Source organism: Nonomuraea cypriaca, assembly GCF_015645445.1.
Classification (GTDB): domain Bacteria; phylum Actinomycetota; class Actinomycetes; order Streptosporangiales; family Streptosporangiaceae; genus Nonomuraea; species Nonomuraea cypriaca.
Map to the genome: position 1 here is coordinate 1 of NZ_JADOGI010000133.1, position 18,828 is coordinate 18,828.

Sequence of the window (18,828 nt, forward strand, 5' to 3'; positions counted from 1 at the left end):
TCGCGTAGTCGGGGCGCTGGGGCGGGGCGCCGTTGTTCATGACGTAACCGGTCGCGGGGCCGGCGTCGGGCGGCGGCGACATGCGGGCCGCGTAGTCGATGTCCTGGTCGCCTGAGCGGTATTCGGCCACCAGGTCCCCCAGGCCCGACGCCCTGCGCGGCGTGGGCGGCAGGTCGGCGCCCGGCACCGGCTGGGGCCCAGGGGGTGGCACAGGAGGCGGCCCAGCAGAAGGCATGGCCCCGCGTCCGCGCCGGTGCCCCTCCTCACGCGGCGGCATGGGCTGCTCCTCCCGGTGCGTGGCGCGGGCGCCGCGCGGCTCGTCCCGCTCCGGGAACTCGTCCTCGTCGTCCTCGTACGGCGCCAGCGGCCGCAGCACGGTGTACCACACGGCCGCCCCGGCCACCGCGAGCAGCGCCGTGGTGAACAGCGCGGGCACCGTGAACCGCATGGCGCCCACCAGCGCGACGCCCGAAGGCACGATGACCAGGGCCGCGTGCAGGTTGTCCGTGTCGTACTCGTCGCCGTTGCGCCACTTCGCCCCCGCGACCACCACCATGACCAGCATGGTCAGCACGGTCAGCGCGTGTACGCCGGTCAGCAGGTAGTTGGGGAAGATGTCCCAGTGGTTGGAGGCGGCGGGCAGCGCCTTGCCCATGTCCTCGGTCTTGAGCGGGTCGAAGACCATGATCACAACGGCGACGACGGTCAGCGCGATGCCGAACAGCCACGCGAGGAACCTCGGCGGCGTCTTCTCCGCCAGGAGTTGCACCAGGCCGACGGCCAGCCAGAGCGGCGCCAGCAGCGAACCCGTCACCTGGTAGATGCGGAACGTGACGGGGCCGAACCCCAGGAGGTAGCCGATGGCGATCACGCCCAGTGACAGGCACAGGGCCACCACTGCAACGGTCCAGGCGATCAACCACCCCTCTGGCTCTTCGCGCAGTCGTTGAATCAGGGCACCCGCCGCGATCGCGGCCAGGAGCGCACCGGCAGAAGCTATGACAGCAACGAGGATCTCCATGGTGACTCCAATGCTGCCGGACTATGCCTCCAAGCCGGTAGCCGAAGAGGGAACGGGTCGGTCCAACACGGTATCCGTCGATTACACCTAGTCATGCCAGCAAGCTGTGGATTGTGGAATTTCCCGTTGATTTCTAGAGTGTTCGAGCACGCCGCACCCCTTACCCCTAGGGATATCGGATGCCTGACTCGTCACCGTTCGCCGGGCTGCTCGCGCCAGCGATAGCCGGACCTGCCCGGACGGGCGAGCTTGTCGCGCGCGAAGAGACGCCCGACGACATCCGCAAGCTGGTGCTGCACGCCAAGAACGGATGCACCGATTCCTTTGGCACGCTCTACGACCGCTACGTGGACCTGGTCTACCGCTACATCTACTTCCGGGTCGGCTCGCACCCGCTCGCCGAGGACCTCACCAGCGAGACGTTCCTGCGCGCGCTGCGCAGGATCGCCGACTTCACCTGGCAGGGCCGCGACTTCGGCGCCTGGCTCGTCACCATCGCGAGAAACCTGGTCACCGACCACTTCAAGTCAGGGCGCTACCGCCTGGAGATCCCCACGGGAGAGGTGATCGACGTTCCACTCGACGGCTCGCACATCCCCGAGAACGCCGTGGTCACGGCCATCATCAACGACCGGGTGCTGCGCGCCGTCCGAGATCTCAATCCTGAGCAGCAGGAATGCGTGGTCCTTCGCTTCCTGCACGGCCTCTCGCTCGCGGAAACCGCGCTGATCATGGGGAAGAAGAGTGGAGCGATCAAAGCGCTGCAGTTCCGGGCCATACGGACGCTGGCCAGGGCACTCAAGCACGACTTGGCGTAACCTCCACCGCCCGCCCCTCGTTAGGCAGATGTTACGTAGACACGGGAGCCGTCATGGGTAGGGCACGCAGAGAGCGGGAGCGCGTGCTCGAGCATCTCACGGAGCTGCGGGAGCTGCCCCTGGGCGGCGCCCCGGAGCCCGCCTTCCGCGCGCGGCTGCGTGCGGAGCTGCTCTCTGGCGGCCTCGACCCCGATCCCGGCCTCGACCCCGCCGAGGAGCCGGCGCGCCCGGCGCGGCACACGCATCGCCGCCCCACGCGCCGCCGCCGGCCGCTGCTGTCGCAGCTGGCCACGTTCGGGCTGGCCGCGGGCATGATGGCCGGGGCCTTCGCCACCTACCAGTCGGTGCCAGGCGACTCGCTCTACCCGCTCAAGCGCGCCGCGGAGACCACGCTGGTCCGCCTCAGCACCGACGACGCCGAACGCGGCCGGCGCGAGCTGGCGTCGGCCGAGAGCCGCGCCGAGGAGGTCGCCAGCCTGCTCGGCTCGGCCAACGACGGCCCGCTCGTCTCCAAGACGCTGAAGGACATGGAGGAGTCCACGCGGTCGGGCATCAGCAAGCTGGAGCGGGCCGAGCCGCGCTCGCCGAAGATCAAGAAGTTCGCGCGCAAGCAGAAGGACGCGGTGGCGCCGATGCTCCAGCAGCTCGACGAGGCTCAGCTCGCCCAGGCCGAGGGCTACCTGGAGTACATCGAAGGTCTGGTCGTGCCCGAGTAGGAAGTTAAGCTGAGGCGCATGTGGCGGCTAATTCGACGACGACACGACGTGGGGCCGGAGGCCGCCGGCGAGGCCGCGGCGCAGGCGGCGGTCACCGTCGCCCCGGTCGAGCCGGACCTGGAGGCGGCGGCCTTCTTCGACGTCGACAACACGATGATGCGCGGCGCCTCGATCTACCACTTCGCCAGAGGGCTGGCCACGCGGGGGCTGTTCACGACGTCCGACCTGCTCAAGTTCGCGGTGGGGCAGGCGGTGTTCCGCATGCGCGGCAACGAGAACCCCGAGCACATCGCGGTGGCCAGGGAGACCGCGCTGGCGTTCGTCGCGGGGGCCAAGGTCGACGACGTCGTACGCCTGGGCGAGGACATCTACGACGAGGTCATGGCCGACCGCATCTGGGGCGGCACCAGGGCGCTCGCGCAGAGCCACCTCGACGCCGGCCAGCGCGTCTGGCTGGTCACCGCCACGCCCGTCGAGCTGGCCCGGGTGATCGCGCAGCGGCTCGGCCTGACCGGCGCGCTCGGCACGGTCGCCGAGACCAGCAACGGCGTCTACACCGGCCGGCTCGTCGGCGACCTGCTGCACGGCCCGGCCAAGGCCGAGGCGGTGCGGGCCCTGGCCCGCCGGGAGGGGCTCGACCTGACCAGGTGCACCGCCTACAGCGACTCGGCCAACGACCTGCCGCTGTTGTCGCTGGTCGGGCACGCCGTCGCGATCAACCCGGACACCGAGCTGCGCGAGCACGCCAAGAAGCACGAGTGGCCCATCAAGGACTTCCGTACCGGCCGCAAGGCGACGATGGCGGCCCTGCCCATCGCCGCCGGCGTCGGGGCCGTGGCCGGTGGCGTCGCCGCGGGCATCGCCCTGCGCCGCCACTACCGGTCCAGGTAGCGCTATCTGAGGGGCTCGAACAGCTTGTCCGCCTCAGGCTGCTTCCACACCATCCTGTTGGGCATAGGGCTTGCCCGGGACCGTCTCGAAGCTCAGCCGGGTCTCCGGCAGGTCGATGGCCAGCGCGTACATCGCCTCCAGGCTCAGATCCGTCTTGACCGATCCGCGTACCGCGCCCAGGAACGCCTTGAGCCGGCCAGGATCGGCGACCGCGCCCCTGGCCTTCTTCAGCATCGCCACCACGAGCCGCTGCTGGCGCTTGATCCGGGAGATGTCCGAGCCGTCGCTGGTCGTCGGGGGACTCGATGTGGGACTCGACGGGGGCGCGCAGCAGGGCACGGTAGCGGGCCGCCTCCGTGCGATGGTGCCGGGAGATGAGCTTGGTGAGAATGCCGAAGAGCCACGGCCTGGCGTCCGGGTAGGCCAGGTCGTAGCTCTTCCTGCGGGAGAAGGCGACCAGGAACGTCTCACCCACGAGGTCCTCGGCGGGTTCTGGGCCGAGGCGTTTGGAGACGTACCTGTAGAGCATGGCGGAGTAGCGGTCGAACAGCTCGGCGAACGCCTCGGGTTCGGTCCACGAGGCGCTCACGAGCTCCGAGTCCGCGCCCCTGGTGGCGGGTTGAGTGATCATCTCCGCCCTTCTGTGGGGGATCGGTCATGGATGTCTTGCCACACCCCCCCACCAGGGTTCACGGCCGGCGTCACAGCTCCTTGAGGAAGCCTCCGTCGATGGGGAGGTCCACGCCGGTCGTGCTGCCCGAGCGCGGGGATACCAGCAGGGCGATCGCGTCGGCGATCTCCTGCGGGTCCACCAGGCGCCCGGTGACCAGCCGCATCATCTCAGGGGCGACCTTGGCGATGACGTCCTCCTTCGAGGCTCCGGCCACGCCGCTGATCACCTCGGCGGCCCCGCCCTGCCTGGTCCACCAGTCGGTGAGCACGGGGCCGGGCGAGATGGTGTTCACACGGACGCCCTGTGCGCCGTACTCCTCGGAGACGGCCTTGCCGACGTGGTTCACGGCGGACTTGGCGGCGCCGTAGTCGACGTTCATGGCGCCGGGCTGCCTGGCGGAGCCCGAGGACACGTTCACGATCGAGCCGCCGCCCCGCGCCACCATCACCGGTACGGCGGCGCGGATCATGCGTACGACCGAGAACAGGTTGAACTCGAACATCGTCCGCCAGTCGGCGTCATCGGACGCCATGAACCCGAACCGGGGCAGCGTCACACCGGGAGGCGGCCCACCGGCGTTGTTGACCAGGATGTCCACCCCGCCGAACTCCTCCACCGCGCGCGTCACCACCCGCGCGGGCGCTGCGGGATCCATCAGGTCCGCGGCGACGTGCACCGCCTTGCCGGGCAACTCCACCGGGGTCCGCGAGGTGGCCACGACGTGCGCCCCTTCCTCGGCCAGGGTGCGGGCGACGGCCAGGCCGATGCCCTTGGACGCGCCGGTGACGATGGCGACGCGGCCGGACAGTTGGAGATCCATGAGGTTCCTTCCGATGTTCTTCGAGCGGATCGCTCTGAGAACACCGGCGCCGCGCCACCGGTTGCGGTCCTCACAGGAAGGGCGGGAACGCGTGCCCTCGACGCAGCCGCAACCGGTCGAGCATGTGCTGGACCACCTCGCGCACATGGTCCGTGAGGTTGAACACCAGCATCGGGTCGTCGGCCGCCGACGGCTCGTACTCGTCGGTGCGGATCGGCTCGCCGAACTCGATCATCCACTTGGACGGCAGCGGCACCAGCCCGAGCGGCCCGAGCAGCGGGAAGAACGGCGTGATCGGCAGATAGGGCAGCCCCAGCAACCTGGCCAGGAACTTCAGATCGCCGATCTTGGGATAGATCTCCTCGGCGCCCACGATCGCGGTCGGCACGATCGGCACGCCGGCGCGGATGGCCGACGCCACGAAGCCGCCGCGGCCGAACCGCTGCAGCTTGTAGCGCTCGGAGAAGGGCTTGCCGACGCCCTTGAAGCCCTCGGGGAACACCCCGACCAGCTCTCCCCCGCGCATCAGCCGGTCGGCGTCCTCGGGGCAGGCCAGCGTGTGGCCGGTCTTGCGTGACAGGTGGCTGAGCATCGGCAGTTGGTAGACCAGGTCGGCGCCGAGCAGCCGCAGCGGCCGGCCGGCCTCGTCGTGCAGGGCGACCTGCATCATCAGCGCGTCGACCGGCAGGGTGCCCGAGTGGTTGGCGACGACCAGCGCGCCGCCCTCCTCGGGGATGTGCTTCAGCTCTAGGGTCTCCACCCTGAACCAGTGGGTGTAGAGGGGCCTGATCAGCTCCAGGAGCACCTTGTCCGTCAGCTCGGCGTCGTAGCCGAACTCGTCGACCTCGTAGTCGCCCGTGATGCGCCTGCGGACGAAGGCCAGCGCCCTGGCCATCGGATCGGGCTCCGCGAAGGACGGCGCCGCGCTGATGGGGATCACGCGGCCCTCTTCGCCGGCGACGCTCAACTCCGCACACCTCCGAACGGACGCAGACCGCGCGAGCGCAGGAAGTCGTCGAAGGCGGCCCCGGTCGTGAACTTGGGCTTCCAGCCGAGCGCGGCCTCCAGTCTGGCGGTGTCCACCGCGCGCCCGTGGCTCATCAGCCTGAGCTGCTCGGGCGAGTATTCGACCAGCCCGGCCCGGCGCGCGGTGTTACCCAGCACCTTGAAAGCGGGTGAGGGCAGCGGCAGTGACAACCGCCCCGCCCTCCTGACGCACTGCGACAACAGCAGCACGCCTGCCCCGGCCACGTTGAACGTGCCCGGGTGGTCCTCGGTGGCCATCCGGCGCAGCACCTCGACCGCGTCGTCCTCGTGGACGAACTGCAGCCGCGGGTCGAAGCCGAACACGGTCGGCAGCACCGGCTGGGTGAAGTAACGCGTCAGTGGCGAGTCGACGCCTGGACCCATGAAGTTGGCGAAGCGCAGCAGCGACACCGTCACGTCGGGACGGCGCCGCGCGAAACCACGCACGTAGCCCTCGACCTCGGCCGCGTCCCTGGCGTAGCCGTGGCTGGGGCCGTCGTGCGGCTCCAGGTCCTCGGTGAAGACCGCGGGATCCCGCGGTGACGAGCCGTAGACGGCGGTGGTGGAGCGCACCACCACGCGCCGCACGGTCGCCGACCGCTGGCAGGCACCGAGCAGTTGCATGGTGCCGATGACGTTGTGCTCCTTCATCGCGGCCCTGCCGCCGCTCCGTGTCGGAGCGCTGACCAGGCTCATGTGCACCACGGTGCGGATGTCCGCGGCCGCGAGCACCTCCGCGATGTCGGGGCTGCGTAGATCGACCCGGACGAACTCGGTCCTGCCGAGCGAGACGCCGCCATCTCGCGTGAGCGAGGGCGGCGGCACGGTGTCCACTCCGATGACGCGACTGATGTCCGGATCCGCTGCCAGAACACTCGCCATCCGGGCGCCGATGTGGCGCGAGACCCCGGTGACGAGCACGGTGTGGGTCATCAGCGCCTCGCAGCTGCGTTGGTTACTTCTTGTTACGCCGCTGGATGCGCGTCTTCTTGAGCAGCTTGCGGTGCTTCTTCTTAGCCATCCGCTTGCGGCGCTTCTTGATGACAGAGCCCACGGGACCCCCAGGTACTTGGTAGCACGTCTGAATCGGAGTGCGAGCGCACACCGGCTCACAGACTACCGGCGATCCATGGTAGATCGCCCCATCGGGGGGCGAGAGCCCGGTCGCGCATGTCGGCGGACCGGGCCTCTCCCGCGACAGCATTCACGGCGTGACCGACACGCCGCTACTTCAACCTGCCTCGATGTAGGCCTCCCGTAGATAGTCGTGTACCGCCTGCTCAGGCACCCTGAACGACCGGCCGACACGGATGGCCGGCAACTCGCCAGAGTGGACGAGCCGGTACACCGTCATCTTGGACACCCTCATGACCGTCGCGACTTCAGCCACGGTCAGGAACTTCACCTCGCTGAGAGGTCTTTCGCCTGCACCCATCGGACGCCTCTTCCGCACGTGTTTCCGGGTTATCCCCACTGGTGCCATTGCTCACGCACGTGTACTGCCGTCAGCGTAAGTCGGGACTCCGAGTGCGCAAACCCCCTACTTTCTCAGCCGCCGGAGCCACCTGTCAGCCGAACCAGCGAAATCCCTGGCCAGCACGCAGGCCGAGCACCTCTCTCGGACGTTGGAACTGTCCAAGTTGCCACACATAAGAGTCGCCGGAGCCCCATCAAAAGTTGGCAAAGGGACAGCGAGCCTCTTGGAATGCAGGCGCGAAAAGACGGTATGGGGATGACCGAATTCGACTCAAAGGGCTCGTGAGACTCCTGTGACGAGTCTCTCCGTCAGCGGAGCGTAATAGCGAGGTAGCACATTGTCGTCAAGTGGCACAACTACCTCAATTTTGCCCTCAGCCTCGCCGACAAACAGGCCCGGGTCGTTGGAATCGGCGAAGGCCACAGTCGGCACACCGGCCTCCCCGGCCGCTCCCGCCCATCCGTGGTCGGCGATCACGAGGTCCGGCGGGCCCCCGCCGAGCTCCTCGACGATGTGCCGCATGGGCGCCGCGTCATGCGTGTGCACGAAGCCGCCCCGCTCGTCGAGCATCGCGACGTTCTGCAGGTAACGGATTATTCTGGGCCGCCCGAAACCCGACCCCGCGTAGGCCCAGCCCTCCCCCGGCGTCAGCAGCACCGCCCCGCGCTCGGCGCAGAAACGGGCCAGCGGCAGGTGGATGGCGAGCAGGCCGGTGGGATGGCCGGTGGCGAACAAAATACGCGGCGCCGGCCGCGACAACACCGCGGCGATCCGCTCGGCCATCGCGTCGATCGCGTCGATCGTCAGGTCGGGATCGATGGTGTCCTGGCCCCAGCGATGATCGGGATCGGAGACCACGCCCGCGGACTTGACCATCAGCGCCAGCACGTCCCGGTACGACCACGGCTGGTCGAACGTGAGCCCGAGCGCGTAGTAGGAGTCGCCGTTGGCCAGCGAGCTGTAGTGGTCGAGGTTGTTCTCGCGGGAGGTCGCGACGTCGCCGGCGATGCGGCTCTGGACAAGGTGCTCGCGGAGTTCGTCGCGGCTCAGCACAGCTTTTCCTCGCTAGGGCATGGGATCTAGGCCGTGCAGGGGGAACACCGCGTTCCGAGTCGCCATGATCGCACGGTCGATGGGGTCCGCTGGGTCATAACCGCCAGATAGGTCCTGAAATTCCGGGTTTCTGCCGTCGGTCATGGTCAGCGGCGGTATCTCGCCCGTACGCTCTCGTACGAACCGGCGCCAGTTCTCGCTCGTCGGCGTCGCGGGATCGAGCGGGTGCCCGGCCACCTCGGCGATGAGGTGCGTCCACACCCGCGGCACCACCTGCACCAGCTCGTATCCCCCGCCTCCGGTGGCGATCCACCGGCCGCCGGCCGTCGTCTCGTGGGCCAGGCGGTGCAGCGCGGCGTACGCGGCCCGCTGGCCGTCGACGCTGAGCATCAGGTTGGCCAGCGGATCGAGCGCGTGGCTGTCGCAGCCGTGCTGGGTCACCAGGATCTCCGGCCGGAACTCGTGCGCCAGCGGCGGCACGACCGCGTGGAAGGCCCGCAGCCAGCCGGAGTCGCCGCACCCCGCGGGCAGTGCCACGTTGACGGCCGTGCCGTCGGCGCCGGTCTCCTCGGGGAAGCCGGTGCCTGGGAACAGCGTGCGGGGGCTCTCGTGCAGGCTGATCGTCAGGACGCGGGGGTCGTCGTAGAACGCCGCCTGCACGCCGTCGCCGTGGTGGACGTCCACGTCGACGTACGCGATGCGGCCGACGCCCTGCCTGAGCAGCCACGCGATGGCCAGCGCGGGATCGTTGTAGACGCAGAAGCCGCTGGCCGCGGCGGCCATCGCGTGGTGCAGCCCACCGGCGATGTTGACCGCGTGCTCGCACGTGCCTTCCCAGACCGCGCGGGCGGCCGCCAGCGAGGCGCCAGCGATCAGCGCGGAGGCCTCGTGAACGCCCTTGAAGGCCGGGTTGTCCGACGTGCCCAGGCCGACGGCGAAGTCGGGCCGGCCGGAGGCGGACACGCGCTTGACGGCCTCGATGTAGTGGCGCTCGTGAACCATGCCCAGCTCTTCGTCGGTGGCCGGGTCGCAACCCGCCAGCTGGACCTTGTCGAGCACGCCGAGCTCGCGGGCGAGCGCCATGGTCAGCTCCACCCGAACCGGGGCGAGCGGATGGCTCGGGCCGAAATTGTAGGAGGTGAGAGCGTCGTCCCAGATCACTCGTGCTGACCGGCTCATACGTACTCCTCCACCTGCGCTCTCGCCTTGCGCCGACGTTACCGCAGCGCCGACACCTCGTTGTAGCCCCGGTTTCACCGCCGGGAAACCTCCCCCCAAGTGGGAAATTTCGTGAATTAGTGTTTGATCGTGCGCTTGGCACGAGCTTTCCTGAAGATCGTCCGCTTCTTCGGACGCCCGAGGGTCTTCGACACGACGCTGGTGATCGTGTTGTCGCTCCCCGGCGTCATCGCGCTGCTCGTCATGCTCTCCAGGGGCGAGGGGACCACGGCCCTCGGGCCGGCGCATTACGTGGCCGGGCTGGTGTTCCTGCTCATGCGACGCCGCCGGCCGATCCTGGTCGCCGTGCTGGCGGCGGCGCTGGACACCGCCGCGATCATGGGGCAGGCCCTGGTCTTCCCCAGCCTCGCCTCGGCCATCGCGCTCTACAGCCTCGGGCGCTACACGGCCGGTCGCGCGACGGTGATCACGTCCGCGGCGATCTTCGCCGTCGCCGCGACGACGATGGAGCTGGGCCGGGCTTCGCCGGGCGGCTGGGTGCCGGCCCTGTTCGGGGTCGCCGTACCCGTGGGGATCGGGCAGATCGTCCGGCTCAGGAACGAGCTCGGCGAGCGCAGCAGGCGGGACGCCACCGACGTCGCGGTGCGCGCGGAGCGACGGCGGATCGCCAGGGAGCTGCACGACGTGGTCGCCCACCACATCACCGTGATCAACGCCCTGGTCGGCGGCGCGCGGGCGACGCTCCCGCCGGAGCAGGAGGTCACCCGCGACGCGCTGGAGAGCGCCGAGCAGACCGCCCGCCAGGCGATGTCGGAGATGCGCCAGCTGCTCGACGTGCTCAGGGCCGACAACGAGGGGGCCGACGCCGCCACGGGTCTGGGCGCCGAACGGCTGCCCGCGCTCATCCAGGAGGCCAATTCGGCGGGGTTGCCCGCCAGCCTGTCGGTGACGGGAGCGGCCGTCCCGCTGCCCGCCGCCGTGGACCACGCGGTCTACCGGATCGTGCAGGAGGCGCTGACCAACACCCGCAAGCACGCGGTCAGCGCCAGGGCCAGCGTTCACGTCGCCTACGAGGGCGCGGCGGTGGAAGTCGAAGTGGTGGACGACGGACTGGCCAGGCAGAGCGGCGCGCTGGGGTTCGGACTCGGCGTGGCCGAGCAGGAGGCCGGCGCGGCAGGGTTCGGGCTGGGCGGCATGGCAGAGCGAGAAGCCGGCGCGGCGGGGTTCGGGCTGGGCGGCATGGCGGAGCGGGTGGCGCTCTGCGGCGGCCGGCTCTCCACCGGTCCCCGGCCCGAGGGCGGCTTCCGCGTGCACGCCCGCATCCCCCTGGAGCAGACATGATCAAGGTACTGCTGGTCGACGACCACGAGCTGGTGCGCAAGGGCTTCAAGCTGATGCTCGACGCGCAGCCCGACCTGGAGGTGGTCGGCGAGGCCGCCGACGGCGACGGGGCGGTCGAGCTTAGCAGGCGGCTGCGGCCGGACGTGGTGCTCATGGACCTGCACATGCCGGGTGTCGACGGCGTACGCGCGACCGAGCTGATCACCGCGGAGCTGGCCGAGGTGCGGGTGCTCGCGCTGAGCACGTTCGACCTGGACGAGAACGTGGTCGCCGCGCTGCGGGCCGGCGCCGACGGGTTCCTGCCCAAGGATGTCTCCCCCGAGGAGCTGATCGAGGGCGTACGCGTGGTGCACCGCGGCGACTCCGCCGTGGCGCCGCGCCTGCTGACCAGGCTCATCGGCACCTTCGTACGGGCGGTGCGACCGCGGGCGGTGCCGGCCGAGCTGGCCAGGCTGACCGACAGGGAGCGGGAGATCCTGGTCCTGATCGCCCGCGGCAGGTCGAACCAGGAGATCGCCGCCGAGTTGTCCGTCTCGCCCTCCACCGTCAAGAACCACGTGACGAGCCTGTTCGCCAAGATCGGCGTCAGGGACCGGGCGCAGGCCGTGATCGTCGCCTACGAGGCGGCGCTGATCCACCCTGGAGAGTAGGAGCAGGGTCCCAGAACCCCTGCCCGAGAACGGTTCGCGGGCAGGAAGAAACCGCCCGCCCGTGACGGCACGCTTGGATCATGACCGCGATTCGGGCAATGAACCTGAGCAAGCGCTACGGCGGCACCGCCGCGGTGGCGGACCTGTCGTTCGACGTCGAGCCCGGTCAGGTGACCGGGTTCCTCGGCCCGAACGGCGCAGGTAAGTCGACGACCATGCGCATGATCCTCGGACTCGACCGGCCGTCCGGCGGCTCCGTACTCGTGGACGGGCGGCCGTACGCGGAGTTGACGCATCCCCTGCGCAAGGTGGGCGCGCTCCTGGACGCCAAGGCCGTGCACGGCGGGCGCAGCGCCCGCAACCACCTGCTGGCCATCGCGCAGAGCAACGGCATCCCCGCGAGCCGGGTGAGCGAGGTGCTGGAGATGGTGGGGCTGCGCGAGGTGGCCAGGCGGCGGGTCGGCGGGTTCTCGCTGGGCATGTCGCAGCGCCTGGGAATCGCCGCGGCGCTGCTCGGTGACCCGGAGATCCTGCTGTTCGACGAGCCGGTCAACGGCCTCGACCCGGACGGCATCCTGTGGATCCGCACGTTCATGCGCGATCTGGCCGCCGAGGGGAGGACGGTGTTCGTCTCCAGCCATCTCATGAGCGAGATGGCGCAGACCGCCGACCACCTGATCGTCATCGGCAGGGGCCGGCTCATCGCCGACACGAGCGTGGCCGAGTTCATCGGGCGCAGCTCGCAGGGGTACGTGCTGGTGCGCTCGCCCCGGCTGGCCGAGGTGGCCGAGCTGGTCAAGGTGGGCGAACTGCATCCCGACCACCTGCGGGTGACCGCGATGAGCCCGGTCGAGATCGGCACGCTCACCGCACGGGCCGGCATCCCGCTGGAGGAGCTGACGTTCGTGCGGCCTTCGCTGGAGGCGGCGTACATGGAGCTGACCAAGGACAGTCTGGAGTTCACATCATGATCGACATTTTCAGGTCCGAATGGACCAAGATCCGCTCGGTCCGCTCGACGGTGTGGACGCTGGCCGTCACGGCCCTGCTGATGCTGGGCTTCTCCACCCTCATCGGCGCCGGGGCCAAGGGCTCGGCCGACGGGCCGATCCCGGGCGGGGAGGCGATCATGATGAGCCTGTCCGGTGTGATGTTCGCCTCGCTGGCCATGGCCACCCTGGGTGTTCTGGTGATCTCCAGCGAATACCGCACCGGGGGCATCCGTACCTCGCTCATGGCCGTGCCCAAGCGCATGAGCCTGCTGACCGGCAAGATCGTGGTGTTCGCCGCGACCTCGCTGGCCGTCTGCGCGGTCGCGGCGGCCGGCTCGCTCCTCGTCGGCCTGGCGATCATCCAGCCGCCGTCGATCGAGGCGGGCGAGGCTGTACGGGCCGTGCTCGGAGTCACCCTCTACCTGACCGCCTGCGGCCTGTTCGGGCTCGGCCTGGGCACGCTCATCAGGCACACGCCTGGCGCGATCGTCTCGGCCATCGCGCTGATCCTGGTGCTGCCCCAGATGACGAACCAGCTCCCTGGCGAGTGGGGCAGGACCGTGTCGGAACACTTCACCACGAACGCCGGCCTGCTGGTCGCGTCCGGCCAGGAGAACGGCTCCCTGGGGCCGTGGAGCGGGTTCGCGGTCTACCTGGCCTGGGTGGCGGTCGCCATGCTCTCGGGCGCCGTGCTGATGCGGCGCCGCGACGCGTAGGCCGCACCCGGCGCGGAGCGCGCTGACGGGGTCCACCCCGGAAGGGCCTCAGCCGGTACGCGAGCTCGCGGCCGCGGTCGCGGGCCGCCTCGCCTCAGCCGGACGCGAGCTCGCGGCCGCGGTCGCGGGCCGCCTCGATGGCGGCCAGGAACGCGGCGCGTACGCTGTGCCGCTCCAACTCGGCGATCGCGGAGATCGTGGTGCCCCCCGGCGAGGTGACGGCCTCACGCAGGATCACCGGATGCTCGCCGGAGTCGCGCAGCATCACGGCGGCCCCGACGATCGACTGGGTGACCATGTCGAGTGCGGCGGCACGCGGCATGCCGAGCAGGATGCCGGCGTCGACCATGGCCTCGACCAGGTAGAAGAAGTAGGCAGGGCCGCTGCCCGACAGCGCCGTGGCGGCGTCCTGCTGCGACTCGGGGATGCGCAGCACCTTGCCCACGGGCTTGAGCAGGCCCTCGGTGCGCCTGAGGTGCTCCTCGTCCGCGTGCGCGCCCGCCGAGATCACGCTCATCGCCTCGTCGAACCTGATCGGCGTGTTGGACATGACCCTGACCACCGGCACCTCGACACCGAGGCGCTGCTCCACGAACGACGTCGTGATGCCGGCCGCCGCCGTGATCACGAGGCGGTCGGCGGGCACGTAAGGGGCGATCTCGGCCAGCAGCGTGGCCATGTCCTGCGGCTTGACGGCCAGGACCAGCGTGTCGGCCACCTTGGCCGCCTCGGCGTTGGTGACGGTGCGTACGCCGTACGCCTCGCGCAGCGCCTGCGCCCGCTCCGGCCGTCGGGTGGTCGCCATGATGTCGCCCGGCTTGAGCCCCGCGCGCAGCAGCCCGGCCAGCAGGGCCTCGCCCATCTTGCCCGTGCCCAGAATCGCAATCATTGTGGCAGCCTATCTCCGTGACACCAGGGACCTGAGGAAGAAGGCCAGGTTACGGGGGCGCTCGGCGAGGCGGCGCATGAGGTAGGCGTACCAGTCGGAGCCGTAGGGGACGTAGACGCGCATCTGGGCGCCCAGGCCGGCCAGGCGGGCCTGCTCGGCGGGGCGTACGCCGTAGAGCATCTGGTATTCGAAGCCGGTCACGTCGCGTCCTTCGAGCACGGCCAGCGTGGAGGCGATGCGCAGCAGCCTCGGGTCGTGCGTGGCGACCATGGGGTAGGCGGTGCCCGCCATCAGGACCTTCAGGCAGCGTACGAACGAGCGGTCGATGTCGGCGGGAGACGTGTACGCGACGGGAGCGGTGTAGGCCCCCTTGCACAGGCGCACCCGCGCCCCGCCGAGCTTCTCGCAGCGCTCCAGCGCCTCCGGCAGGTAAGCCTGCACCACCACGCCCACGTCCGGATGGTCCCCGCGCAGCTCGGTGTGCACGGCGTGCAGCCCGGCGATCGTGTCGTGCTCCTCCGCGTCGAGCGTCACCGTGATGCCCGCGGCCGCGGCGGCCCGGCAGATGGCGGCGGCGTTGCCGAGGGCGAGGTGCTCCGACAACCGCAGGCCGAGCGCCGTGAGCTTGACCGACACGTCCGCCCCCGCCGGCAGCAGCTCCAGCAGCCGCAGGTATTCCCTGACGGCCTGCCCCGCCTGCTCCCGATCCGTCACCTCCTCGCCCAGGTGATCGACGGTGACGAGCAGCCCCCTGCGGGTCAGCTCGCCGATCACGGCGCCGACGTCGTCGGCGACATAGCGTCTGACCACATCCCTGGTCAGCGGCGACGTGGAGATGACACGCTCGGCGCGTTGGCTCTTGGAGACGGCGAGCAAAGCCTGACGGAGCACGTGAACCACACTAACCGCCTGCTTCATCGGCATCGCGATGAACCAGGGGCCGGTCCTGCCCGTCGTAGGGGTATGCGTGCAACGACAGCGACTCTTCTGGCCGGATGCCTCGCGCTCACGGCGGGCTGCGGTGGCGCGACAACCGCCGAACAGGCCGCCTCCACGACCACGGCGCGGCCCCCGGTCGTGTCGCAGCCCGTCACCACCTCCCCCACCAAGGCTCCCGAGCCGGTCAAGCCCGTCGGCAACGCCGTCGACGTCCGCAAGGTCAAGTGGTCCAAGGCCAAGCCGGTCGACAAGAACAGGAAGGTCCAGCTCACCTGGTGGTCGGGGGTCGCGCCCTGCACCGTGCTGGACCGGGTCAAGGTCAAGGAGACCGACAAGACGGTCACCATCACCCTGTACGAGGGCAGGTCGCCCAAGGCCAGGAACGTCTCCTGCATCATGATCGCGATCGAGAAGACGACCACGGTCACCCTCAAGAAGGCGCTCGGTAAGCGCAAGATCGTCAACGGCGCCGAGTAGCCCGGCCGCGCCCGGCCTCATTCCCACCCCCGTCCCCGTGAAGACCGCCGCCGCTTCGGGGACGCTGGACATGACCAACGTGCTGGCCGGCCCGTTCGCCGGCTACCAGCTCGGGCTCATGGGCGCCGACGTGATCAAGGCGGAGGTTCCGGGCTCCGGCGACCTGGCCCGTCAACTGGGCGCGGACCCCTCGCTGAACCAGCGTGGCTACGGCGCGTCGTTCATCGCGCAGAACGCCGGCAAGCGGTCGGTCACCGTCGACCTCAAGAACGAGGCCGGCCGCGAGGCGTTCGCCGCGCTGGTATCGAGCGCCGACGCGCTGATCGAGAACTTCCGCCCCGGTGTCCTCGCCCGCCTCGGCTTTCCCTGGGACCGGCTGCGCGAGCTCAATCCCCGGCTCATCTACTGCGCCATCACGGGGTTCGGCCAGAACGGCCCGTTGCGCGACCGCCCGGCGTACGACCAGATCATCCAGGGGTTGTCCGGGATGATGGCGACGACCGGCACCACAGAGGCCAGCCCGCTGCGGGCGGGCTATCCCGTGGCCGTGTGCTCGACGTCGCCCGGGCGCTCGCGCACGAGCAGGTCGAGTACCGCGGCTTCGTGCACGAGACCGCGGACCCCGTGGACCCGTCGAAGGCGATGCGCGTGATCGGCAACGGGATCCACGTCGACGGGCGCCCGAGCGCGCCGTCGGGCTGCCCGCCGCTGCTCGGCCAGCACACCGACGCCGTCCTGCGCGAGGTGGGACTGGACGACGCCGACATCGCCGCACTGCGGGACAAGGGAGGCATCTGATGGACGACGAGCACCAGGCGCTGCGCGAATGGTGGCGGACCGGCGTCAGCCGGGTGGAGCCGAACGTCATCGAGTTGCGCGGCTATCCGGTCGGCGAACTGATCGGATGGGACGGCTCCCGCGACCCGCAGCCTGCCCGGCGACCGCGACCGCTGACCGAGCGGCACCCCGCAGGGCGCCCTCGGAGCCCACGCGAGGGTCAAGAGGTCACGCCGCCGCAGCAGGGCCGCAGCGCATCCCCTGTGGTGCTATGAGCTTGCTCATCGCACCACAGGGCGGCGAGCGCCAGCTCGCCGCAAAAACAAAAGCCTCTTCCAAGCAGTTGATGGGGGCCCGCGGGGATCCCCCCGCGTGAGGGGGATCCCCCCGCGTTAGATGGAGGGGATGAGGCCGCCGTCCACGCGGATGACCGAGCCGTTGATGTAACCGGCCCGCGCGCTCACCAGGAAGGCGGCCACCGTGCCGTACTCCTCGGGGTCGCCGTAGCGGCCGGCCGGGATCGTCGCGCGGCTGGCGCGCTCCACCTCCTCGACGGAGACGCCCTCGCGGCCGGCCCGCGCCTCGTCGAGCGCGGCGGTACGCGCGGTCGCCACCCGGCCGGGCACGATGACGTTGGACGTGATTCCCGCTGCCGCGACCTCCTTGGACAGGGTCTTCGACCAGCCGTGCAGCGAGGCGCGCAGCGTGTTGGAGATGCCGAGGTTGGGGATCGGGGCGATCGCACCGGAGGACGTACTCGTCAGGATCCGGCCCCAGCCGCGCTCGCGCATGCCGCCGAGCACCGCGTCGGTCAGGCCGATCACCGGAAGCACCATCGCGGCGTACTGCTCCTCCCACAGCTTCGCCGGCTGACCGGCCGCCGGCGAGGCGGGCGGCCCGCCGGTGTTGTTGACGAGGATGTCGGCAGGACCGAGCTCGGCCGCCACCTGGGCGGCGACGTCGGCGCTGCGGGCGTGCTCGCGCAGGTCCCACTCCACGGGCAGGACCCGCACGCCGGACGCGGCGCACGCGCGGACGGTGTCGTCGAGGCGCGCGAGGGCGCGGCCGGTGACGGCGACGTGCACGCCCTCGGCGGCCAGCGCCCGCGCGATGGCCTGCCCGAGCCCGGAGCCGGCCGCGGTGACGATCGCGACCTTGCCTGCAATTCCCAGATCCATCAGTTCTCTTTCCTCATGGCCCTCGTTACTCTCGTGACCTCGGGACCTCTGATCAGCAAGCGTCGCACGCGGGCCCGCTCGCGGGGTGAAAGGATCTTACGTCCGTGGGGTGAGGCGCCGGTTGCTCTCGCCGAACCGATCCTGCGCGTCGCCGATGACGGACGCCGGCAGACCGGCGAGCCCGTCGAGGACGCTCGTCGCGGGAGCTCCCGGCGTTTCAGACATGCACATCCCCCTCGATCTATCATCTAATGACATAAGCTATCAGATATCACGTGGCGGACCATTGCTGCGATGATCTCGTTCTGACAGCCGTTACCGGAGGTGCGATGTGGCCGAGCAGAAGACCAACATGCGCTCGCTGGAGCGCGCGATCGACGTGCTGGAGGTGCTCGAACGGGAAGGCCGTTCGCTCCGGCTCAGCGAGGTCGCCCAGAAGACCGGCCTGCACATCGCCACCGCGCAGCGCATCCTCGGGGTGCTTGAGGACCGCGGGCGGGTCGAGCGCGACCACGCCGGCTACCGGCCCGGAGTCGCGCTGGTCTTCGGCGCGCACGCCTTCCTTGCCAGCAACCCCCTCGTGCTGGCCGCCCGCCCGGTGCTCCAGGAACTGGCCGACCGCACAGGACTGACTGCCTCGCTGTACCTGCGCAGCAACTGGGTCCGCGTGGTCGTGGCGCGGGTCGAGGGCTCCAAGCCGCTGCGTTACCAACTCCCCTTCGGCCGGCGGCTCCCCCTGCATCTCGGCGCGGGCAAGGTCTTCGCCGCCGACTTCGACGACGAGGAGCGGGCGCGGTTCTACACCGAGGCGGGACCGCTGCTCGACCTCGCGGGCAACCCCATCGAAGAGGCCACCCTGACCAAGGACTTCGCCGAGATCCGCCGGCTCGGCTACTACGTCTCCTACGAGGAGCGCCAGGTGGGGGCGGTCTCCATCACCGCGCCGGTGCGCGACCGCGACCACGCCCTCATCGGGGCCATCACGCTCGGCGCCGGCGCCGATGACATCCGCTCGCGAGACGTCGAGCCGCTGGTGGTGGAGGTACGGCAGGCGGCCGCGGCGGTGGGCCAGCACGCCATCATGTGACTCCGCGCACGGTGTGATGCGCGATCCGGTCCCAGTCGTACTCATGCCCCCATCCCGGGGCCTCGGGCAGCGGCGCACACCGCCGGAGATCGGCGCGTGGTTGACGAT

Annotated in this window: 24 protein-coding genes and 2 pseudogenes; 12 read left to right on the top strand and 14 right to left on the bottom strand. The window is 70.2% G+C overall.

The window, feature by feature from the left end:
* Positions 1–1,021: pseudogene (locus tag ITP53_RS34495) on the bottom strand (hypothetical protein); the annotation flags it as partial.
* A gap of 179 nt (positions 1,022–1,200) precedes the next feature.
* Between ITP53_RS34495 and ITP53_RS34500 the strand changes: the two are divergent.
* The 3 genes from ITP53_RS34500 to ITP53_RS34510 are packed head-to-tail and all read left to right on the top strand — an operon-like array spanning position 1,201 to position 3,446.
* Positions 1,201–1,839, top strand: a complete 639-nt coding sequence (locus ITP53_RS34500; protein WP_195899652.1) for a sigma-70 family RNA polymerase sigma factor — start codon at positions 1,201–1,203, stop codon at positions 1,837–1,839.
* 53 nt (positions 1,840–1,892) lie between these two features.
* Entirely contained in the window at positions 1,893–2,555 is a 663-nt protein-coding gene (locus ITP53_RS34505) for a DUF5667 domain-containing protein (RefSeq protein WP_195899653.1), read from the top strand.
* An 18-nt stretch (positions 2,556–2,573) separates the two neighbouring features.
* Positions 2,574–3,446, top strand: coding sequence for an HAD family hydrolase (locus tag ITP53_RS34510; protein ID WP_195899654.1), 873 nt, complete (start codon positions 2,574–2,576; stop codon positions 3,444–3,446).
* Positions 3,447–3,479: 33 nt separating this feature from the next.
* On the opposite strand, the gene ITP53_RS34515 is transcribed toward ITP53_RS34510, so the two are convergent.
* The 9 genes and pseudogenes from ITP53_RS34515 to ITP53_RS34555 all read right to left on the bottom strand — a co-directional run bounded on the left by ITP53_RS34515 (position 3,480) and on the right by ITP53_RS34555 (position 9,674).
* A complete protein-coding gene (locus tag ITP53_RS34515; protein ID WP_195899681.1) occupies positions 3,480–3,689 on the bottom strand; it encodes an LCP family protein in 210 nt (69 codons plus the stop codon).
* A gap of 118 nt (positions 3,690–3,807) precedes the next feature.
* Positions 3,808–4,077, bottom strand: a pseudogene (locus tag ITP53_RS59585) (RNA polymerase sigma factor); the annotation flags it as partial.
* Positions 4,078–4,147: 70 nt separating this feature from the next.
* Positions 4,148–4,939 carry an SDR family NAD(P)-dependent oxidoreductase gene (locus ITP53_RS34525; protein ID WP_195899655.1) on the bottom strand — a complete coding sequence of 264 codons (792 nt, stop codon included), beginning with the start codon at positions 4,937–4,939 and terminating at the stop codon, positions 4,148–4,150.
* Positions 4,940–5,009: 70 nt separating this feature from the next.
* On the bottom strand, positions 5,010–5,906 hold the full coding sequence (locus ITP53_RS34530; protein WP_407941353.1) for a lysophospholipid acyltransferase family protein: 897 nt from the start codon (positions 5,904–5,906) through the stop codon (positions 5,010–5,012).
* Positions 5,903–6,898, bottom strand: coding sequence for an NAD-dependent epimerase/dehydratase family protein (locus ITP53_RS34535; protein WP_195899656.1), 996 nt, complete (start codon positions 6,896–6,898; stop codon positions 5,903–5,905). Before ITP53_RS34535 ends, ITP53_RS34530 begins: the two co-directional genes overlap by 4 nt.
* Before the next feature lie 22 nt (positions 6,899–6,920).
* Positions 6,921–7,019 (bottom strand): 30S ribosomal protein bS22, encoded by a 99-nt coding sequence (locus ITP53_RS34540; RefSeq protein ID WP_018654693.1) that lies wholly within the window; start codon positions 7,017–7,019, stop codon positions 6,921–6,923.
* Between the two features lie 177 nt (positions 7,020–7,196).
* Positions 7,197–7,400 carry a helix-turn-helix domain-containing protein gene (locus ITP53_RS34545; protein ID WP_026214222.1) on the bottom strand — a complete coding sequence of 68 codons (204 nt, stop codon included), beginning with the start codon at positions 7,398–7,400 and terminating at the stop codon, positions 7,197–7,199.
* A 312-nt stretch (positions 7,401–7,712) separates the two neighbouring features.
* Complete coding sequence (locus ITP53_RS34550; RefSeq protein ID WP_195899657.1) at positions 7,713–8,495, bottom strand: phosphatase; 783 nt, start codon at positions 8,493–8,495, stop codon at positions 7,713–7,715.
* Positions 8,496–8,507: 12 nt separating this feature from the next.
* Positions 8,508–9,674 carry an acetoin utilization protein AcuC gene (locus ITP53_RS34555; RefSeq protein WP_195899658.1) on the bottom strand — a complete coding sequence of 389 codons (1,167 nt, stop codon included), beginning with the start codon at positions 9,672–9,674 and terminating at the stop codon, positions 8,508–8,510.
* 135 nt (positions 9,675–9,809) lie between these two features.
* On the opposite strand from ITP53_RS34555, the gene ITP53_RS34560 reads away from it, so the two are divergent.
* From ITP53_RS34560 to ITP53_RS34575, 4 genes are all read left to right on the top strand, one after another.
* Complete coding sequence (locus ITP53_RS34560) at positions 9,810–11,015, top strand: sensor histidine kinase (protein ID WP_195899659.1); 1,206 nt, start codon at positions 9,810–9,812, stop codon at positions 11,013–11,015.
* Positions 11,012–11,665, top strand: a complete 654-nt coding sequence (locus ITP53_RS34565; RefSeq protein WP_195899660.1) for a response regulator — start codon at positions 11,012–11,014, stop codon at positions 11,663–11,665. The genes ITP53_RS34560 and ITP53_RS34565 overlap by 4 nt, the downstream gene beginning before the upstream one ends.
* An 80-nt stretch (positions 11,666–11,745) precedes the next feature.
* Positions 11,746–12,636 (top strand): ABC transporter ATP-binding protein, encoded by an 891-nt coding sequence (locus ITP53_RS34570; protein ID WP_195899661.1) that lies wholly within the window; start codon positions 11,746–11,748, stop codon positions 12,634–12,636.
* Positions 12,633–13,373, top strand: coding sequence for an ABC transporter permease subunit (locus ITP53_RS34575; protein ID WP_195899662.1), 741 nt, complete (start codon positions 12,633–12,635; stop codon positions 13,371–13,373). Before ITP53_RS34570 ends, ITP53_RS34575 begins: the two co-directional genes overlap by 4 nt.
* Positions 13,374–13,467: 94 nt before the next feature.
* Here the strand turns inward: ITP53_RS34575 and proC are convergent, their stop codons facing one another.
* Entirely contained in the window at positions 13,468–14,262 is a 795-nt protein-coding gene (proC, locus tag ITP53_RS34580) for a pyrroline-5-carboxylate reductase (RefSeq protein ID WP_195899663.1), read from the bottom strand.
* Positions 14,263–14,271: 9 nt separating this feature from the next.
* Complete coding sequence (locus ITP53_RS34585; RefSeq protein WP_195899664.1) at positions 14,272–15,153, bottom strand: proline dehydrogenase family protein; 882 nt, start codon at positions 15,151–15,153, stop codon at positions 14,272–14,274.
* Positions 15,154–15,225: 72 nt separating this feature from the next.
* On the opposite strand from ITP53_RS34585, the gene ITP53_RS34590 reads away from it, so the two are divergent.
* The 4 genes from ITP53_RS34590 to ITP53_RS34600 are packed head-to-tail and all read left to right on the top strand — an operon-like array spanning position 15,226 to position 16,730.
* Positions 15,226–15,678: a hypothetical protein gene (locus ITP53_RS34590; RefSeq protein ID WP_207756814.1), complete on the top strand. Its 453-nt coding sequence runs from the start codon at positions 15,226–15,228 to the stop codon at positions 15,676–15,678.
* A gap of 37 nt (positions 15,679–15,715) precedes the next feature.
* A complete protein-coding gene (locus ITP53_RS34595) occupies positions 15,716–16,330 on the top strand; it encodes a CaiB/BaiF CoA transferase family protein (protein WP_328816706.1) in 615 nt (204 codons plus the stop codon).
* Positions 16,327–16,476 carry a hypothetical protein gene (locus ITP53_RS58160; RefSeq protein WP_236051485.1) on the top strand — a complete coding sequence of 50 codons (150 nt, stop codon included), beginning with the start codon at positions 16,327–16,329 and terminating at the stop codon, positions 16,474–16,476. Before ITP53_RS34595 ends, ITP53_RS58160 begins: the two co-directional genes overlap by 4 nt.
* Positions 16,476–16,730, top strand: a complete 255-nt coding sequence (locus tag ITP53_RS34600) for a hypothetical protein (protein ID WP_195899665.1) — start codon at positions 16,476–16,478, stop codon at positions 16,728–16,730. Before ITP53_RS58160 ends, ITP53_RS34600 begins: the two co-directional genes overlap by 1 nt.
* Positions 16,731–16,847: 117 nt before the next feature.
* On the opposite strand, the gene ITP53_RS34605 is transcribed toward ITP53_RS34600, so the two are convergent.
* Complete coding sequence (locus tag ITP53_RS34605) at positions 16,848–17,633, bottom strand: SDR family oxidoreductase (protein WP_195899666.1); 786 nt, start codon at positions 17,631–17,633, stop codon at positions 16,848–16,850.
* A 96-nt stretch (positions 17,634–17,729) separates the two neighbouring features.
* Entirely contained in the window at positions 17,730–17,858 is a 129-nt protein-coding gene (locus ITP53_RS59590) for a hypothetical protein (RefSeq protein WP_268961218.1), read from the bottom strand.
* 106 nt (positions 17,859–17,964) lie between these two features.
* Here ITP53_RS59590 and ITP53_RS34610 point away from each other — a divergent pair, with 106 nt between their 5' ends.
* Positions 17,965–18,720 carry an IclR family transcriptional regulator gene (locus ITP53_RS34610; protein WP_195899667.1) on the top strand — a complete coding sequence of 252 codons (756 nt, stop codon included), beginning with the start codon at positions 17,965–17,967 and terminating at the stop codon, positions 18,718–18,720.
* The last annotated feature ends 108 nt before the right edge of the window (positions 18,721–18,828 follow it).

Excerpts from the sequence above, each read along its gene's own strand:
- ITP53_RS34555 (WP_195899658.1), bottom strand. The coding sequence starts at position 9,674 with ATGAGCCGGTCAGCACGAGTGATCTGGGACGACGCTCTCACCTCCTAC.
- ITP53_RS34600 (WP_195899665.1), top strand. The coding sequence starts at position 16,476 with ATGGACGACGAGCACCAGGCGCTGCGCGAATGGTGGCGGACCGGCGTC.
- ITP53_RS34525 (WP_195899655.1), bottom strand. The coding sequence starts at position 4,939 with ATGGATCTCCAACTGTCCGGCCGCGTCGCCATCGTCACCGGCGCGTCC.
- ITP53_RS34535 (WP_195899656.1), bottom strand. The coding sequence starts at position 6,898 with ATGACCCACACCGTGCTCGTCACCGGGGTCTCGCGCCACATCGGCGCC.
- ITP53_RS34510 (WP_195899654.1), top strand. The coding sequence starts at position 2,574 with ATGTGGCGGCTAATTCGACGACGACACGACGTGGGGCCGGAGGCCGCC.
- ITP53_RS34605 (WP_195899666.1), bottom strand. The coding sequence starts at position 17,633 with ATGGATCTGGGAATTGCAGGCAAGGTCGCGATCGTCACCGCGGCCGGC.
- ITP53_RS34570 (WP_195899661.1), top strand. The coding sequence starts at position 11,746 with ATGACCGCGATTCGGGCAATGAACCTGAGCAAGCGCTACGGCGGCACC.
- ITP53_RS34575 (WP_195899662.1), top strand. The coding sequence starts at position 12,633 with ATGATCGACATTTTCAGGTCCGAATGGACCAAGATCCGCTCGGTCCGC.
- ITP53_RS59590 (WP_268961218.1), bottom strand. The coding sequence starts at position 17,858 with ATGTCTGAAACGCCGGGAGCTCCCGCGACGAGCGTCCTCGACGGGCTC.
- ITP53_RS34505 (WP_195899653.1), top strand. The coding sequence starts at position 1,893 with ATGGGTAGGGCACGCAGAGAGCGGGAGCGCGTGCTCGAGCATCTCACG.
- ITP53_RS34545 (WP_026214222.1), bottom strand. The coding sequence starts at position 7,400 with ATGGGTGCAGGCGAAAGACCTCTCAGCGAGGTGAAGTTCCTGACCGTG.
- ITP53_RS34565 (WP_195899660.1), top strand. The coding sequence starts at position 11,012 with ATGATCAAGGTACTGCTGGTCGACGACCACGAGCTGGTGCGCAAGGGC.
- proC (WP_195899663.1), bottom strand. The coding sequence starts at position 14,262 with ATGATTGCGATTCTGGGCACGGGCAAGATGGGCGAGGCCCTGCTGGCC.
- ITP53_RS34590 (WP_207756814.1), top strand. The coding sequence starts at position 15,226 with ATGCGTGCAACGACAGCGACTCTTCTGGCCGGATGCCTCGCGCTCACG.
- ITP53_RS34500 (WP_195899652.1), top strand. The coding sequence starts at position 1,201 with ATGCCTGACTCGTCACCGTTCGCCGGGCTGCTCGCGCCAGCGATAGCC.